This is a genomic window from Ramlibacter sp. AN1133, from assembly GCF_037890035.1.
Taxonomy (GTDB): Bacteria; Pseudomonadota; Gammaproteobacteria; order Burkholderiales; family Burkholderiaceae_C; genus Ramlibacter.
This window is the reverse complement of record NZ_JBBKTQ010000013.1, coordinates 46,193-61,434: the sequence shown is the minus strand read 5'-3', so window position 1 is coordinate 61,434 and position 15,242 is coordinate 46,193. Positions and strand designations below refer to the sequence as shown.

Below are 15,242 nucleotides of genomic sequence, written 5' to 3'. Positions count from 1 at the left end.
GACGGTGGCGCACGCGCCTCTCAGACCACGCCCAGAGCAGCACCCGTGCCGGCTTGCGAGCCCTTCGCGCGCCGGGGTCGCGCCGGCGCACGCGCCACCGGGTCGATCCCGGCCGTGTCGTAGCCCGCCATGAACAAGGCCGCCTCCACGCAGTGCGCCACCCGCCAGTCCCGATCGCCGCGCAGCAGCTCCTGAATCAGCCATCCCAGGCGCACGGTCGCGCCCGCCCAGCGGGACGCAGTGGTCAGGGCGCCGTACCGCAGCCGACCAGGGTCCTGTGCACCGGGGTAGCGGCGCTGCACGGTGCGGTCTTGCCGGTTTGCCACCGACGGAAAGGTGAGCTCCACCGGGAGGGGCAGGTGCGTCGCGCGGCTCTGGATGCGCCACGTCTCCACCAGCGTCGCGATCGCGCCGGCAACGCGCGAGTCGTAGATGGGGCTACCGCTCATGAGGGCATAGACCTTCACCCACATGCTGCTGAAGTGCGGCACGCCCGCCAGGCTGCCGTCCGCGGCGAGGTCAGCGGTGTCCAGGCGGATCAGGGCATCGCAACTCCGCAGGTACTGGCACAGGCAAGCGGCCATGGCTTGAATCTCCGGCCGGGCGCCACGCTCCCGGTTCCGCTCCCCGCCCCACAGTAGCAGATCGAAGCAGACGTTCTGGGCCCAATTCCAGTCGTTGCAAGCCGTCGCCTGCTGCAGCTGGTCGCGCAGCATTCCCAGGTAACGCCCGGCCTCGGCGATGTCGCCATAGACCATGTTGGGCGCGCGCCACAGGTAGTGCAGCGGCAGCTCAGAAAAGGGCACCGCCTTGGAGATGCCGCGCGGCACGAATTTGCTGCTCGGGATGTCCAGGCGCACCTGAAGGCCGGCCAGCGGATGTCGCGGCGCCACCGCCAAGCCGCCGTGCATGCCCGCCGGCGGGAGCGCACCCTGTTGCAAGTCCTTGGGACGAGCCCAGGGCAGCGGGCCGGCCCACTCGAGGAAGGCGCGGACGGAGGGGGAGGCGCGGAAGGTCTGGCGGTTCATCTGGGCTCCAGGTAGAAGGTAACGGGATAGGAGACAACCATGATTTGCGTCCGCTGGCGCGAGACGTGCTAACCCTATGGTTCGACTACATGGAGGCGAGCGACCGTCAGCAGTGGGACGCCATCATGTTGGACTATTTGGGCCCTCGCGAAGAAGAGGAATTCGACGCTTGGTTTCAACGAAACAAGTCGGAATTCCATGTTGCGCCGCCTCTATTCGATGTGTCGCTTCCGGATGTCAAGAAGGCAGTGAATGGCTTCGAATTCGCGATGCGCATGTTCCCTGCTTACTATTGGTACCACGGAGTCTTCTTCGCTGACCTTCGTGCACCGAAGGCCTTGCTGATGAAAGCATTCGAAGAGACCTTGGACGCACGCATCCGGTGCTTGGAGCCGGCCGAGTTTCCAGTGGGTCGTCGTCCGTGGGAAGCGCTCGCCCACGCGCCCAATGCGGAGGTCAAAGTGGGTTACCTTCGCCGTGCACTGCGCCTCGTCTTGCTTGAGCGTGCGATCCGAGAGGGCTCGCATCGCCCCATGACATCCGAAGAGAAGTTCAAAGAGGTCACTGGTGGGAAGGAGCATTCCAGCGACGGTTCCGAACGGACTGCCTTGAGCAAGCTCCGCTCGAAGGCGATTCGCACTCTGGAAGCAGTCTGCACTGGTCGCTTCCCTGAGCCTGACCGGCTACCTGGCGGATTCGTCTACTTCGCTAGGGAGATCAAAGAAGGAGCGCGCCCGCACCCGTGGCGCGAGAACCCTGCGCCATAAGAGCGCGCTTTTCGCGCGATCGCTATGCAGCGCAAAACACAGCGCCCGGTGCAATTCGAAATCACGGATGCGACTCGCGACGCTTTGGCCGCACGAGTTGCACGTCCGCAGCTGCGCCCCGGTGACTACCTCTTTCCAGGGCGGAAATTCGGGGTGCACCTTCTCCGTCCGCCATTACGCAGGACGACGCGATGCAGCAAAGTATCGTTCAGTAATTGGGAGTGGAAGTGGACGACGCGCTCGAGATCTCGGAGCAAATAGAGATCTAGGCTGGTTTCGGCCATTTGCGGGCATCGCCGACGGGGGAGCACAGCGCTAGTTCGTGCTTCGCGCCTGCATGGGGCCGATCACCCGAGGGCGTGCCTAATCCACTCATGAATGCCGAACCGCGCGCAGATTCACTGCACCGAACTGCGTCGCGCCTCCTCCTCGAGGCGACGCTGCCATTCTTGGGCCGCGCGCGTGCTCACGTATGTGCGAGTGCCAACCTTATAGACCTGCAGGCGCCCCGCATTGATCTCTTCATAGGTTTTGGTCTTGCCGATCTTGTGGGTCTTGGCGAACTCTTTGAGGGTATAGGCCTGTTCGGTCATCCTGCGCTACTCCTTTTCGCATGTCTTCCCAAGCTGCCGCGCGGCCCCTGGCGAATGCCGTTGCACTCCCGGAGGAACTCCGCCACGGAGCGAATGGGTTCATGCGCTGCGACGGACGGCACACGGGCTGAAAGGGAGGTAGTCTTGAGGTGAGGAGCGACGCTGGCAATCGTCCAGGGCCAGGGCCCATTGGTGTTCGGCGCTGTGCCGGTGAACGTCGCGCCAGCTCTACACTGGGGACAAATCCGGGGACAAATGTGGGGACTGATGGGGACGCGGTGGGGGCCTTCCCTCTGAACACCGACGATCTTCACCCCGTTTAACCCCCTTGATTCCCATTTTTCTTGGTTCGAGTCCAATCGCGCCTACCAGATGCAAAGGCCTGGAAATCCGGCTCCGGATTTCCAGGCCTTTTTTCGTTGGCGGCGGCCACGGTAAGCTGCAACGTCCGCTTGCTGGAGGCGCCATGAACGAGGAACTCGATGCGCTTGCTGCCGCCGTCCGCTTGATGGACGACGAGAGCGCGGACCTTCGGCTCGCGTTCGGCCTCGCCTGTGCGCGGCGGGTGGTGCACCTGCTGGAAGATCCCCGCGCCGTGGCGGCGGTGGGCGTGCTGCAGGCTTTCGTGGAAGGCCGGTGCGACGCGTCGACCTTCCTCGCGGCCCGCCGGGAGGTGGAGGCCGTGGCACGCAGCCATCCCGGCTCCCGCTCGCTCGACGGAGCGGCCCACGCGGCGGTTTCCGCGACGAATGCCGTGGCGAATGCGCTTGCCGGGCGCGCGCTGGATGCGGCCGGCTACGGCGCGTATGCGGCGGTGTACGCCTATTCGGGCTCGGCGGTGATGGACCGGTCGGCGTTCGAGGGGGAGTTCCGGTGGCAGGTGGAGGAACTGGCGAGGCTGGCGGGAGCGCGGCTTATCCCACCGTCAGCATCATCCCGCCGGCCGTTCGGCCCATGATCTCCGCGCGCATCACGGGCATTTGCGAGATCAGTTCCAGGCACCCGCGCAGCATCGGCGGTGCCGCATGGAGCATGTTGTTGAGCTCCTGGACCGCGGCCAGGCTCTCCAGCCCCCAGACCATCCGGTATTCGAACGCGGGCGCCAGCCCGGAGGCGGTCACCGTGTATGTGCCCTGATAAAGCACGCCAGGACCGGTCTGCAGGGCCGCACTCTCGAGTGCCGCGATCCTCAGCTCGAAGGTGGCGCGATTCGAGGGCGGGACGGTGAAGAACCACACCGCCTCGAATCGTGGCCAGAAAGGTCCCCCGCCATCCGGCGGCTCGAACGTGAAGCTGGGGTTCACGAACGCTGCCGAGGCGCTCAGCCGGCGGTGAGCTTCGCGGAGCCGACCGTTCGCCCCATGATCTCGGTGCGCATGGCCGGCAGCTGGGAGATCAGGTCGAGGCAGCTGCGCAGCAGGGCCGGCGCCCCGTGCAGGAGATCGTTCAACGCCTGCAGGGCGGCAAGGTTGTCCAGCCCCCACACCATCCGGTATTCGAAATCGGGCGCCACCCCGGAGATCGTGACCGAGTACGTGCCGAGATAGTTCACGCCGGCGGGCAGGGCGGGCGCCGAACTTTCGAACGCTGCGACCTTGAGCGCGAAGCTGGCCCGCTGCGCCGGCGCCACGGTGAAGAACCACACCACCTTGAAGCGAGGCCAGGCGACGGGGCCGGGATCCACGGGGTCGAAGGTGAAGCTTGCACCCGAACGCACCTCGGGTTCGAGCGCGCGGGCGCGTGGCGCGCCGCCTGCTTGCGCAAGCTGCGCGATCCGGGAAAGTTCCGTTTCGTTCATGTCGTCGCTCCTTCGTTGCTTATCCCCGGCTGCTCCGGGCAGGGTTCGACCAGTGCGAGGTCCAGGAGCTGCTGCAGTCCCGCAAGGACCTCCTTCGCGGCCAGGGCCCGCGGCGTGCCCGCCTGCACCCGCAGGATGGCCGCCTCGATCTCGGCGACGGTGCCCCCGTTGCACGCCTCGAACAGCAGCCAGCTGGCCGTATTCAGCGTCACGACACGCGCGGGCCGGGGGCGATAGACCATGCACATCCGGATCTCCGGAATCGGCCGCACCACCAGGTCGGCTCGGCGTACCAGGCGGTCAGCGCGGCAGAGTGGTGAGATCGATGCCATCGTTCAGCTCGAGATCGAATGGATCCGGCGCACTGAAGCGCCCGTGGAAGGCATACGCGGTCGATCTGCAACCGCCATGCGACGACTGAGTCCCTGCGCAGGAGGTGCAACTGCGTTCGACGCGGCCGCTGCGCAGTTCGACCCCCAGCGGGTGCTTCCACGTTTGCAGGAAGGGCTGTTGCAGCACGTTGCCGAAGTCCACGTACTCGCGCAGGTAGGCGCAGCCGATGGAGTCGCCGAAGGAATTGATGGCCGACATCTGCCAGCAGCAGTTGGCGTTGCGCGGATGCCAGGACTGCATGATGCGCAACCCCGGTGGAGCCCGCAGCCCCGACACCGCTGCCGTCATCTCGTCGAGTGAAAGCGCCAGTTCCCCCCACTGCGGCTTCACGCCGCCCAGGGGATACAACCGCAGCACGCCCGCCGCGCTCGCGCCGAGCGATCCGACCAGATCGCACCAGGCCTGCAGTTCGTGCACGTTGCGGCGGTTCAGGATGCACAAGGCGTGCGTCTCGATGCCGGCGGACACGAGTCGGCGCATGCCGGCGACGGTGCGCTCGAAACTGCCGGGCGTGCCGGTCAGCGCCTCGTGCGTCGCCGCACTGGCGCCCCACAGATCCACCAGCACGATCCCCACGTCGATGGCCTTCAGGCGGGCGGCGAGGACATCGTCGATCAGCGTCCCGTGCGTGCGGACCATCGTGAACATGCGCGGCGTGTTCTCGGCCAGGAGCTCCACGAAACCCGGCTTCAGGAAGGGCTCGCCGCCTTCGATGTAGAGCCAGATCACGCCGCTGGCGGCCAGCTCGTCGACGATGCGGCGCCACTCCTCGATGGAGAGTTCCGCGCGCGGCTTGGGCTCGTGGCAGCGACCGTAGCACAGGCGGCAGTCCAGGTTGCACTGCTCCGTGATGACGAGCGTGGTCTTCATCGGGCGTTCGAGGGGCCCCGGGTTCGCATGGCCCGGCGCGGACGGGGCGAGGAAGGTGAAGGCAGGGTGCATGGCGAAGCTTTGTCAGGGAAAGCAGGCGAGCACGTCCGGCGGAAAGAGGCAGCCGTGGCCCAGGTCGTCCTGCCACCCGGGGGCCGTGCGGGGCAGTGGCCGTGCCTTCGTGACCAGTGCGTCGCGGACCTTCGCCAGGGTCGCGCTTGGATCGCGCTGGTAGATGCACGCAATCGTGCCGGTGACGAATGGCGCTGCGACGCTCGTGCCGGTGATATACGCCAGCGGGCTCGGCTCGCTGCCGCACCGCGAGCGCACGAGCGTCACGAAATGCCCTGGGGCCGAGAGGTCCGGTTTCCGGATGGTGCCGCGCCGGTTGGGCCCGCGCCCGGAGAGACCCCATGGCGCGGGTTCGTTCGCGAAGGTGCTGTAGGCCCCGACGACGATCGCATCCTCGCCGCAGGAAAGTGTTCCGACCGTGCACGGAAAGTCCCTGGGGTCCACCCGCTGTCCCGGCGGGTTGGTGCGGCTGAGGCCCGAGGGCCCGTCGTCGTCGCGCTCCAGCCAGGCATCGAAGGAAACCCTGGCCGCCGCGGGCGCGTTGGGCGCCAGCTCCAGCCGCACCTGCCAGTGGGTTGGCCGGGCGACGGCCGCATCGAGCTGCAACAGGATGACGTGGCGTCCGGGTACCGCCGCAGTCTCCTCGGGCGCGGTAGCGCCCGTTGCACCCTCCGCCGGCGCAAGGCGCGAGCCCACGACGCATCCGCAGGGCTGGTCGCCCTCCATCACGTCGACGACCTCGCCGGGCCCGACCGGTCCGAGGGTTTCGCCGTCCGGCGATGTCAGGGTCGCCTGCAGCCATGCGTCGGTCGCGTCGTACCAGATCTCGACGGAGTTGCGCGTCGGATCCTTGGCCGCCATGCACCAGTGAAACAGCATGCCGGACCCGGCCGTGACGGTGTCCCTCAGGTGTTGCCAGCGCACCGTCTGCACGGAGTTGTCCGGAAGGTTGCCGGCAGCGATCACCACTGCGCGGCCCCGCGCTTCCGGTCCGGCGCTGCCGCTGCGCAGCAAGCGCGAGACCGTCCGGTCGAAGAATCCGTCGCCGTCGTGCGGCCCGCTCATCGTGTTCAGGCTCAGGTTCACGACGCACGGTCGCTGCGTCTGGTCGGCCATGTGGAACACGAAGGCGATCGCGTCGAGGACATCGTTCCAGTCGAGACCGCGGCGCCCCGGCCCGGAGGCGTTGCGCACCTGGACGAACACGATGTCGGCATCGGATGCCACACCGCTCGGCTGGGGGGCGCCGGCCGCCACGCCCACGCTGCGGCGGCAGCCTGCCGCCACTTCCATCACGAAGGTGCCGTGCGCACCCAAGGGCCCTCCTGGCGCGCCCGGCGGCTTGGCCGTGTAGTGATGCAGGTCCGGGTCGTACTGGAGGACTTGGTACGGCTTTTCCTTGTCCGCCGGCGCGTTGGCCTGCCAATCGCGCAGAGCAGCTTCGATGTCTTCTCGCGTGAACATCCGGCCGTAGCCGAACTGGATGTCCTGGCCCTCGACGGTGACCACCGGCGGCCGGCCGCCTTGTCCTTCGTTCTGGTCCCACAGCGCGAGGATGCGCGACCCGGTTCCCTGGGGGTCGGTTCTGAAGCTGGGATGCGCGAAGTCGCAGCCGAAATCGATGATGCCGATGATCGTGCCGAGTCCCGTTTCCTGGACGCCGTAGTCGAGCGGGCCCGCTTCGGGGAGGGGTGGCTCGTGCAACAGGCGCATCGCCTGGCCAAGCTGCGGGCGCAAGGTGCCCGACAGGCCAAGCTTCTGTGCATGGAATCGCCGGGCTCCGGCCATTCCGGCAACGAATTCCCGAACGGGGCCCACCGGCCTGGTTCCGCCGAAGAGCAGCCGTTGAATGTTCTTCGGTTGCTGCGGCTCGCTCAGGGCCGAGTGCAGTTCGCCGGCGACCGTGTCCATGGCGAAGTCCACCGTGAGGGCGATGCGACGCGCACGGGGCAAGGCGCCGTTCTTGAGACGCTCCAGCCGTGCGATGGCTGCTTCCAGCGCCGCGCGCCGCCCGGCCTGCGAGACCGATGCATCGGACGGGGGCATGAAGTCGCGCATCGGCAGCGCGACGCCGCAAGCGGGATCCGTGGTCAGGTAGCGGATCTCGCGGATCTGCCGCCACGCCAGTGGAACCTGGTGCAGGGAGGCGCCGAACAGCCGGTACAGCAGCCCGAATCCGGGCGGCTCCCCGTACATGACCGCGAGCAGCGCCTGAAGGTATTCCCACGGCTTCTCGCCATCGAATTCGATGAAGCCCGAGGCTTGCGCGCGCGCTTGCGGCTGCGCCGCCGCCTCGGCCTGCGCACTGGGCGCAACACGGCCCACACGGGCGTCGAACCGGGATTCGACACTCGGCCCCATGCCCGCTCGAGCGCGGATGCTGTAAATGGACACTTGGACGCCCTCGCTTTACACTGGATCGTAGGCCGGTCTGCGCCGGCTTAGAAGAGCCTCCTCATTCAAAGGGAGGGTTGACTGGAGGGCGTGGATGCCGCGTGGGTCGGCTGGCGTACAGGGCGGAGTGGCGTGCCCGGCTTGCGGTGTGGAGTCGCCCCGCAGTGCGAAGTTCTGCGCCGAATGCGGCGCGCGCATGCCCGTCGCCAATGGGGAAGCAGGCCTCGAAGGCGGCGCACGGCCTTCGGTGGAGCGCCGCCAGCTCACCGTCATGTTCTGCGACCTGGTCGGATCGACGCGCTTGTCGCTTGAACTGGATGCCGAGGATTTCACCGAGGCGGTCAGCGGCTACCGCGATGCCTGCGCGCGCGTGGTCCGGCGCTGGCGGGGCTTCATCTCGCGCTATGTCGGCGACGGCGTCCTCGTGTACTTCGGCTACCCCCGGGCGGCGGAAGACGATGCGCTGCGCGCAGTCGCCGCGGCGTGGGAGCTGTCGCGCACCATCGCGGAACTCAACGTGCCCGACGCCGCCGGATCGCGCACGGGCCCGCCATTGCAGTCGCGCATCGGCCTGCACACCGGCCTGGCCGTCGTCGGCGACGTCGTCGGGCGCGAGAGCCACGAGAGCGATGGTGCGCTCGGCGCCGTTCCCAACATCGCCGCGCGGTTGCAGGCGATGGGCCGCCCCGGGGAGGTGATCATCAGCGAGAGCACGGCCGCCTTGCTGCCACCCACCATCACGTTGCGCGCCCTCGACCGGTTGCCGGAGCGGGCAGACTTCGGCCAGGTGCAGGCGTTCTGCGTGGTGCACGTCCCCCGCGACCTGGAATCGCGGCGTCCCTTGTCGGCCAGTGGCCTCGTGGGTCGGCAGGGCACGCTGGAAAGGCTTGCCAAGGTCCTGCGCGACGACGACGGCGGCGGGGCGGCGGCGTTGTTCGTGTGCGGCGAGGCTGGCGTCGGCAAGAGTCGCGTGGTCCGCGAACTGATCGTCGCACCGGAGGCAGCAGCCCCCCTGCAATGGGTCCAGGTCGCGTGCAGCGCGTACGGCCAGCTGTCGCCGCTGGACCCTTTCCGCGCCTGGGTCCACGAGCTGGAGGCCGCGGGGCCTGCTCTCGATCCCGCGGGAGCCAGCGCGGACCTCACTCCCTACGACCGGCGACGCCGCATCTTCCAGGAACTTCGCGCCGCGTTGTGGGGTGGCACTTCGGCGGGCGCACTTCTCATCGAGGACCTGCACTGGGCGGACTCCATGACCGTCGAATTCCTCGCCGAGCTGCTCGCCGAGCCGCCGCGCTCGCTGCTGGCCATCGTGATGACCTCGCGCGAGCCGCCGCACGAAGTGCTGGCGTCCGCCGGGCGGCTGCACGTCGAGACCCTGGAGCGCCTGAGCCCCGGCGACGCCGCTTCGCTGGCGCGAGGGATCGACGCGCCGCGGCCGCTGACCGCGCTGGAACTTGCCCAGATCGTGGAGCAGGCCGACGGCGTGCCGCTGTTCATCGAGGAGTTCGTACGGGCGATGAGTGCCAGGCAGGCGGGCGCGGACGGCATCCCGATCACGCTGCGTGATTCGCTGATGGGCGCGCTGGACACGCTCGGCGCCGGCCGCACCGTGGCGCTGTGCGCGTCGGTGTTCGGGCGCGGTTTCGAGTACCGCCAGCTCCAGGCGCTGCTGGGGCTCGACGACGACGCCCTGGTCACGGCCTTGTCGGCGCTGGTGCGAGCACGCGTGCTGGTGCAACTGGGCGAACCCCCGAACGCCTGGTTCGAATTCCGGCACGCGCTGCTGCGCGACACGGCGTACCACACTCTTTTGAAGTCGGAGCGGGCCCGTTGGCACCGCAGGGTCGCCGAGCTGGCGCGGGCCGGGATCCTGAAGATCGAGGATTCCATGCCCGAACTGCTCGCCACGCACCATTCGCTGGGCGGCAACTACCGGGGAGCCATCGAGTACTGGCTGCGCGCGCAGGAGCGTGCGATGCAGAGGTCCGCCTACGTGGAAGCGCTGGCGCACCTGCGCAGCGCGCTCGGCGACTGCGGCAACCTGGCCCTGGAAGAACCGACCGATAGCGACCGGCTCGAGCTCGAATTGCTGCGGCGGATCACCGCGCCGCTCATCGCGATCTCCGGGTGGACGACCCCCGAGCTCGAAGTGATCTACGCGCGCGCGATGCAGCTTTGCAGCGTCACGGGGACCTCGGACGTGGAATTCGAGGTGGAACGCGGCCTGCACAACATGCACCTGCTGCGCAGCGACCTCTCCACGGCGGACGCGGTGGCCGAGCGCCTCGTCGCCACGGCGCGTAGCGAGCCGGAGCGCGAGCGCCGCGAAACGCTGTTGCTCGTGGCACTGCGGTGCAAGGCGCTGCCGGCCTTCTACCGCGGCGACTTCTCGTCCGCCAGGAGATCGCTGCTCGAGGTCCTGTCGCTCTACGACCCGGTTCGTGACGCGGGTCACACCGCGCACTACGCGACTGATCCGGTGATGTTCGCCATGGCCTACCTCGCCTGGATGGACGCCGTCGACGGCGACGCCGCCGGCGCGCGCGCGCGCGCCGACGCCGCGCTCGAACACGCGCGCTCGGAGCGGCACGTGTTCAGCGTCTGCTACGCGTCCTGCTTCGCCGCGTCGGTGGCGCAGTTGTGCGGCGATACGGAACGCGCCGCGCACCACGCGGCCGAAGCCCTGCGGCTGGGCAACCAGCACAACTTCCAGTACTGGATCGCCTGGGCGCAGGCGATCGGCGGCTGGCTGGTCGGCCTGCAGTCGCCGCAGGAGGGGATCGCGCTGATCGACGACGCCGTCGATCGCTACCGCGCGACGGGCTCGACCCTGGTGGTGCCGTACTTCGAGGCCCTGGCCTGCCGGGTGGCTCGCGCCGCAGGCCTGCCCGATGCCGGCGACCGCGAGGCGCGCCTGCACCAGCACGCGCAAGCCACCGGCGTGCGCTTCTGGCAACCCGTGCTGTTGGAGCCCGCTGCTGCCTGCTCCTGACCGGAGCCTGAGGCCGCAGCGGTGTTTCCCGCTCCGACGGCTTGGAGGCGGCCACGCCTGCGGGGGCTTTGCCGCCTTGGCTCGCCAGCCATCTTCCTGGCCCCACTCGCTGTCTCAGGCAGTTGTCCGAGCGGGGCCCTCAAGATCGACTTGGCGAACTGACCAGCCGATCGACTCCAGCACTGCGTCAGCGCTCTTGAGGGGTTGGGCGCGCTGCCAGGAGGGAGGCCCTCTGCCGGATTCACGAGGACCGACGGAAATCAGGCGCTCATCCCGAGGCAGTGTTGCGCGCGGAGCATCGCCCCCCCCAGCGCTCTTGCCTGGGCTGGAGACTTCGTGAATGCGCTCGCCAGCAGCCGCGACCCCCCAGCCTCTCCGGGACAACGATCTCCGTGATCGAGGGGGTCTTCGAGTTGACGATGATCGAACTTGATTCCACTCGCAGACACGCCCGGCCCCGGCGCGTGACCCCGGGCAAGGCCGGCCGGGCGCAGGGACTGTCGCGCGCGCGAGCCCCCCGCGTGCGCATGAACCGCAGATTTCTTCGATGCATCGGCGCCGAAGATTCGAATTCCCTCCGCACGCCGCTGGAACTACAGTGGCGACGAATGCAGCCACCAGGGAGATGAAGATGCCTTCGACGGTGCCGCCGGCCTCCGAGGCCGCTGCCTCCTTGCTTGCCATCGTGGTGTCCGCCAACGGTCGCGTGGACCCCCGTGAGGTCGCGGAACTGGACCGCCTGCGGGCATTCCGGCGACTGGGGATCCGGCGCGGCCCCTTCCTGCGGCTGGCAGAGCAGGCCGTTGACGAGATCGGCCGGCCCCTGAGCCAGACCCGGCGGCTGCGCCTGAGCGATCGCACGCGCCTGCTGGCGCTGCAGCAGGCCGTCGCGGACCCGGACCTGCGCCTGGACCTGTGCCGCCTGTCCGCGGCCGTGATCACCGCCGATGGCTGCGTCACCCCGGACGAGCGCCTCGTCTATGCATCGCTGCAAAGCCAGTGGGGCGTGACCGATGCCATGGTGGTGGGTGCCATCATGCGGGACCGCGTGGGCCGCGGTTCCTGAAGTTCCGGCGCCGGCCGCCCGGACTCAGCGCCGCCGCCGGTGCCGCTTCCACAGCACGGCCACCCTCCAGGCCGCCGACACCAGGAAGTAGGTCGCGATGCCGACGCCGGTGGCGAGGACCGTCAGCCCCAGCAGGAGCGGCTTGCCGACGCCCAGGATCCGCCGCGTGGTCGCCCGCCACCAGTTCTCGTCGGCGGCGGGGGCCTCGGCAGGCGCGGCGGGCGCGCCGTCCGGCTCGCCGAGCAGGGCACTGCCCACCCGCCAGGCAGCGTAGTAGACCGGGCCGAAGGTCAGGGGGTTGGTCACCAGCGTGCTGGCCACCGCGGCCGGGACGTTGGCGCGCAGGGCCACGGCGGCCGCCGCGCTCAGCGGGATCTGCGCCAGCGGGATCAGCAGGCCGAAGAAGAAGCCCAGCGCCATGCCCAGCGCGACGCCGCGCCGGCTCACGTGCCACAGCCGCGGCTGCTGCAGGGCGGGCCCCAGCCAGCGCAGCCAGCGGTTGGCGCGGATGGTTTCGGCGCTGGGCATCCAGTCACGCAGTCTCTTCATCGGCGGCCTCCTGCAGTGGTGTCGACGCGCGCCGTCATGCGGCCTTGCGCCGTGCGCCCGCAGGGGAACGCCTGGCCTGCGCCGCCGGCTGGAACAGCTCGCCGCGCGCGGCGCGGGTGATGGCCACCACGCAGGGATGGGTGATGCGGCGCTGCACCGAGATGGCGTAGAACTGCTCCTCGACCTCCTCGATCGTGCCCACGTGCTCCACCTGCAGGCGCGAGGCGATCTCCGGTGCCAGCACCTGCGGCGCGAGCAGGTAGCCCACGCCCTGGCGGCCGAACTCCTGCGCCAGTGCGCTGTCGTCGAACTCGGCGACGATGCGCGGATGCAGGCCCTGCGACTTGAACCAGACGCGCAGGCGCTGCCCCACCGCCGAATCCTCGCCCGGCATCAGCACCGGGCCGCCGTCGAGGCACTCCGGGAATGGCTTGCGCGTGCGGCGCTTGAGGGCCGGCGCCGCGAAGACGCCGATCCGGGAGCTCCCCAGCCGATGGCTGAAGGCCTTGACGTTCACGCTGGGCGGCAGGGGCGCGTCGGCGATCACCAGGTCCAGCGTGTGCACGGCCAGTTCCGACAGCAGCCGCTCCAGGCGCCATTCGCGGCAGACGATGCGCAGCGGTTCCTTGACCGACAGGGCCGGCTCCACCAGGTGGTAGGCAATCGACTTGGGCACGGCGTCGGCCACGCCGACCCGGAACTCCACCGTGCGGCCCTGGCGCGCCTTCTCCCGCACCGCGGCCTCCAGCTCCGAGCCGAGCGAGAAGATCTCCTGCGCATAGTCCAGGGCGAGCTGCCCGGTGTCGGTCAGCACCAGGCGCCGCCCGACCTTCTCGAACAGCGGGCCTCCCAGCCGGTCGGCCAGCAACTGGATCTGGCCGCTGATGGTCTGCGGCGTCAGGTGCAGCTGGCGGCCGGCGGCCGCCACGCTGCCCGTCTCGGCCACCTGCATGAAATAGTGGAGGTGCTTGTAGTTCATTCCGGGACATCAGATTTTTTCGAGCGAACGCGCGCGACTCATCGAGTTTACGCGCGGTCCCGGCCAGCCTGGAGTACCCACAGGAACCACGGCACAGGGAGGCAGGCCATGCAGATCCGATTCCTCGGCACCGCGGCGCCGGGACAGCACTCCGAAGACAACCGGGCTGCCCATGCGCGCCGCCGGCTGCAGGCCTGCCTGCGGCAACGCAGCGCCTGCGTGGCGCACGTCTCGGTGAAGATCGGCGACGCGTCCGGTCGCCGGGCGCCGCACGACGCGTATTGCCTCATGCGCGTGCAGCTGCACGGCGCCCCCGAGGCGACCGTGGTGGACATCGGCGCGGACGCCTACGAAGCGATCGACCGCGCCGCCGACCGCATCGGCCGGCTGGCCGAGGCGCAGTGGCGCAGTGGCGCATCGCCGGCGCAGGGCAGCGGCCGCGCTCGCGCGCTGCGGCGGCGCCCTGAACATCCCGCGGCCGCCGCGCCGCCGCGCCCCCGTGCGGCCCCTACTTGCCGGCAATCGTGTAGCTGCCGTCCGCTGCCCACTGGATCCTGGCGTCCAGGAACACCGTCCTGAGCTGCGGCCGCGCGGCCTTCACGGTGTCGTGGGCCTCGCCGCTGCGACCGCCGGCGCCGCAGAAGAAGACGATCGTCCTGTCCGTCGGCAACTGGTCGATGTGCTTGTCCAGCGTGTCGATCGGCAGGTTGATCGCGCCCTTGAAGGTGCCCGACGCGAATTCCTTCTCGCTGCGCACGTCGACGAGGAAGATGCTGCCCGGCGCCTGGCGCAGGACCTGCTCGAAGGAGGCGACGGTGATCGTCCCGGCCTCCTTGCCGGCCTCGAGTTTCGGCTCCGCCGCCGCGGCAGTGCCGCTGCCAAAGGCCGCCTCCCAGCCGGGCCAGCCTTCGGGCACCACCTTGACATTGGTGTAGCCGAGCCGGATCGCCTTTTCGGCCGAGTCGTTGCTCAAGCTGCACGCGAGGCCGTCGCAGTAGAAGTACAGCGGGGCGGCCTTGTCGGCCGGCAGCCGCTCGGCGGCGAGCTTGTCGAACTGCGAGTCCGGCAGGCTGATCGCGCCCGGGATGTGGCCCTTGTCGTACTTGCGCTCCTTCGGCCGCGCGTCCACCAGCGTCAGCGGCGTCCTGGCGTCCAGCAGTTGCTTGAGGTGCGCGACGCTCACCGCGTGCAGGTTGCCTGCCTTGATCCAGTCGGGAAAGCCCGCCGTGTAGACCCGCACGTTCGTGTAGCCCAGTTTCTCCGCCCTGTAGGCCGAGTTGTGGCTGAGGGTGCACTCGGGGCCGTCGCAGTAGAAGATCACGAGCTGCCCCTTGTCCTTGGGCAGCAGCGTGGGCGCGAGCTTGTCGAACTGCGAGTCGGGGATGTTGATCGCGGTGGGGATGTGGCCGATGTCGTACTTGCGTGCGGTCGGCCGCGCATCGACGATGGTCACGCCCTGCGGCCTGGGCAGCACGGCGTATTGCTTGACGAACTGCAGGTCGACCTGCCTGGAGTAGTAGGCCGGGTGGGCTGGCGCCGCCGCCGCGACGGCGCCCGTCGGCGCGTCCGCGCTGCCGGCGGCCAGCGCGGGTGCGCACAGAAGCAGGCTCACGCACACGGCGATGGTGCTCCGGGTCGGGTTCCTCATGACGATCCTCCTCGTTGCTGCACGATATATTCGCAAACACTTATGCATGCGGCGTGCCACGGGTCCGGCAGGAGCAAAAGGTCGTTCGAAAAC

15 protein-coding genes are annotated in these 15,242 nt (G+C 69.0%); 5 read left to right on the top strand and 10 right to left on the bottom strand.

Features of this window, described 5'->3' with window-relative positions; all coding sequences use genetic code 11:
* Positions 1–20 precede the first annotated feature (20 nt).
* Positions 21–1,028, bottom strand: coding sequence for a hypothetical protein (locus WG923_RS18505; RefSeq protein WP_340352462.1), 1,008 nt, complete (start codon positions 1,026–1,028; stop codon positions 21–23).
* Positions 1,029–1,117: 89 nt separating this feature from the next.
* Here WG923_RS18505 and WG923_RS18500 point away from each other — a divergent pair, with 89 nt between their 5' ends.
* Positions 1,118–1,795, top strand: a complete 678-nt coding sequence (locus WG923_RS18500; protein WP_340352461.1) for a hypothetical protein — start codon at positions 1,118–1,120, stop codon at positions 1,793–1,795.
* Positions 1,796–2,193: 398 nt separating this feature from the next.
* Here the strand turns inward: WG923_RS18500 and WG923_RS18495 are convergent, their stop codons facing one another.
* Complete coding sequence (locus WG923_RS18495; protein ID WP_340352460.1) at positions 2,194–2,388, bottom strand: hypothetical protein; 195 nt, start codon at positions 2,386–2,388, stop codon at positions 2,194–2,196.
* Between the two features lie 466 nt (positions 2,389–2,854).
* Here WG923_RS18495 and WG923_RS18490 point away from each other — a divergent pair, with 466 nt between their 5' ends.
* Complete coding sequence (locus WG923_RS18490; protein WP_340352459.1) at positions 2,855–3,346, top strand: putative immunity protein; 492 nt, start codon at positions 2,855–2,857, stop codon at positions 3,344–3,346.
* On the opposite strand, the gene WG923_RS18485 is transcribed toward WG923_RS18490, so the two are convergent.
* Genes WG923_RS18485 through WG923_RS18465 form a run of 5 tightly spaced genes read right to left on the bottom strand, consistent with a single transcriptional unit; the run spans position 3,303 to position 7,915 of the window.
* Positions 3,303–3,692, bottom strand: a complete 390-nt coding sequence (locus tag WG923_RS18485) for a hypothetical protein (RefSeq protein WP_340352458.1) — start codon at positions 3,690–3,692, stop codon at positions 3,303–3,305. The two genes, WG923_RS18490 and WG923_RS18485, sit on opposite strands and share 44 nt — an antisense overlap.
* A 17-nt stretch (positions 3,693–3,709) precedes the next feature.
* Positions 3,710–4,186 carry a hypothetical protein gene (locus tag WG923_RS18480; RefSeq protein ID WP_340352457.1) on the bottom strand — a complete coding sequence of 159 codons (477 nt, stop codon included), beginning with the start codon at positions 4,184–4,186 and terminating at the stop codon, positions 3,710–3,712.
* Positions 4,183–4,428, bottom strand: a complete 246-nt coding sequence (locus tag WG923_RS18475) for a PqqD family protein (protein WP_340352456.1) — start codon at positions 4,426–4,428, stop codon at positions 4,183–4,185. Before WG923_RS18475 ends, WG923_RS18480 begins: the two co-directional genes overlap by 4 nt.
* A gap of 58 nt (positions 4,429–4,486) precedes the next feature.
* Positions 4,487–5,521 carry a radical SAM protein gene (locus tag WG923_RS18470; protein ID WP_340352455.1) on the bottom strand — a complete coding sequence of 345 codons (1,035 nt, stop codon included), beginning with the start codon at positions 5,519–5,521 and terminating at the stop codon, positions 4,487–4,489.
* A 12-nt stretch (positions 5,522–5,533) separates the two neighbouring features.
* The gene (locus WG923_RS18465; RefSeq protein ID WP_340352454.1) at positions 5,534–7,915 is read right to left on the bottom strand and encodes a S8 family serine peptidase; all 2,382 of its coding nucleotides are present in this window, start codon (positions 7,913–7,915) and stop codon (positions 5,534–5,536) included.
* 196 nt (positions 7,916–8,111) lie between these two features.
* Here WG923_RS18465 and WG923_RS18460 point away from each other — a divergent pair, with 196 nt between their 5' ends.
* Together WG923_RS18460 and WG923_RS18455 are read left to right on the top strand one after the other, a co-directional pair.
* Positions 8,112–10,907, top strand: a complete 2,796-nt coding sequence (locus tag WG923_RS18460) for an ATP-binding protein (RefSeq protein WP_340352453.1) — start codon at positions 8,112–8,114, stop codon at positions 10,905–10,907.
* Positions 10,908–11,505: 598 nt separating this feature from the next.
* Positions 11,506–11,973: a hypothetical protein gene (locus WG923_RS18455; RefSeq protein ID WP_340352452.1), complete on the top strand. Its 468-nt coding sequence runs from the start codon at positions 11,506–11,508 to the stop codon at positions 11,971–11,973.
* A 24-nt stretch (positions 11,974–11,997) separates the two neighbouring features.
* On the opposite strand, the gene WG923_RS18450 is transcribed toward WG923_RS18455, so the two are convergent.
* Both WG923_RS18450 and nhaR read right to left on the bottom strand, forming a co-directional pair.
* Positions 11,998–12,522 carry a DUF2062 domain-containing protein gene (locus tag WG923_RS18450; protein WP_340352451.1) on the bottom strand — a complete coding sequence of 175 codons (525 nt, stop codon included), beginning with the start codon at positions 12,520–12,522 and terminating at the stop codon, positions 11,998–12,000.
* A gap of 34 nt (positions 12,523–12,556) precedes the next feature.
* A complete protein-coding gene (gene nhaR / locus WG923_RS18445) occupies positions 12,557–13,501 on the bottom strand; it encodes a transcriptional activator NhaR (protein WP_340352450.1) in 945 nt (314 codons plus the stop codon).
* A 108-nt stretch (positions 13,502–13,609) separates the two neighbouring features.
* Here nhaR and WG923_RS18440 point away from each other — a divergent pair, with 108 nt between their 5' ends.
* On the top strand, positions 13,610–14,080 hold the full coding sequence (locus WG923_RS18440) for a hypothetical protein (RefSeq protein WP_340352449.1): 471 nt from the start codon (positions 13,610–13,612) through the stop codon (positions 14,078–14,080).
* On the opposite strand, the gene WG923_RS18435 is transcribed toward WG923_RS18440, so the two are convergent.
* Positions 14,010–15,149: a rhodanese-like domain-containing protein gene (locus WG923_RS18435; protein WP_340352448.1), complete on the bottom strand. Its 1,140-nt coding sequence runs from the start codon at positions 15,147–15,149 to the stop codon at positions 14,010–14,012. The genes WG923_RS18440 and WG923_RS18435 overlap by 71 nt on opposite strands.
* Positions 15,150–15,242: the final 93 nt, after the last annotated feature.

Excerpts from the sequence above, each read along its gene's own strand:
- WG923_RS18495 (WP_340352460.1), bottom strand. The coding sequence starts at position 2,388 with ATGACCGAACAGGCCTATACCCTCAAAGAGTTCGCCAAGACCCACAAG.
- WG923_RS18440 (WP_340352449.1), top strand. The coding sequence starts at position 13,610 with ATGCAGATCCGATTCCTCGGCACCGCGGCGCCGGGACAGCACTCCGAA.
- WG923_RS18490 (WP_340352459.1), top strand. The coding sequence starts at position 2,855 with ATGAACGAGGAACTCGATGCGCTTGCTGCCGCCGTCCGCTTGATGGAC.
- WG923_RS18460 (WP_340352453.1), top strand. The coding sequence starts at position 8,112 with ATGCCCGTCGCCAATGGGGAAGCAGGCCTCGAAGGCGGCGCACGGCCT.
- WG923_RS18435 (WP_340352448.1), bottom strand. The coding sequence starts at position 15,149 with ATGAGGAACCCGACCCGGAGCACCATCGCCGTGTGCGTGAGCCTGCTT.
- WG923_RS18480 (WP_340352457.1), bottom strand. The coding sequence starts at position 4,186 with ATGAACGAAACGGAACTTTCCCGGATCGCGCAGCTTGCGCAAGCAGGC.
- nhaR (WP_340352450.1), bottom strand. The coding sequence starts at position 13,501 with ATGAACTACAAGCACCTCCACTATTTCATGCAGGTGGCCGAGACGGGC.
- WG923_RS18475 (WP_340352456.1), bottom strand. The coding sequence starts at position 4,428 with ATGGTCTATCGCCCCCGGCCCGCGCGTGTCGTGACGCTGAATACGGCC.
- WG923_RS18450 (WP_340352451.1), bottom strand. The coding sequence starts at position 12,522 with ATGAAGAGACTGCGTGACTGGATGCCCAGCGCCGAAACCATCCGCGCC.
- WG923_RS18500 (WP_340352461.1), top strand. The coding sequence starts at position 1,118 with ATGGAGGCGAGCGACCGTCAGCAGTGGGACGCCATCATGTTGGACTAT.
- WG923_RS18505 (WP_340352462.1), bottom strand. The coding sequence starts at position 1,028 with ATGAACCGCCAGACCTTCCGCGCCTCCCCCTCCGTCCGCGCCTTCCTC.
- WG923_RS18470 (WP_340352455.1), bottom strand. The coding sequence starts at position 5,521 with ATGCACCCTGCCTTCACCTTCCTCGCCCCGTCCGCGCCGGGCCATGCG.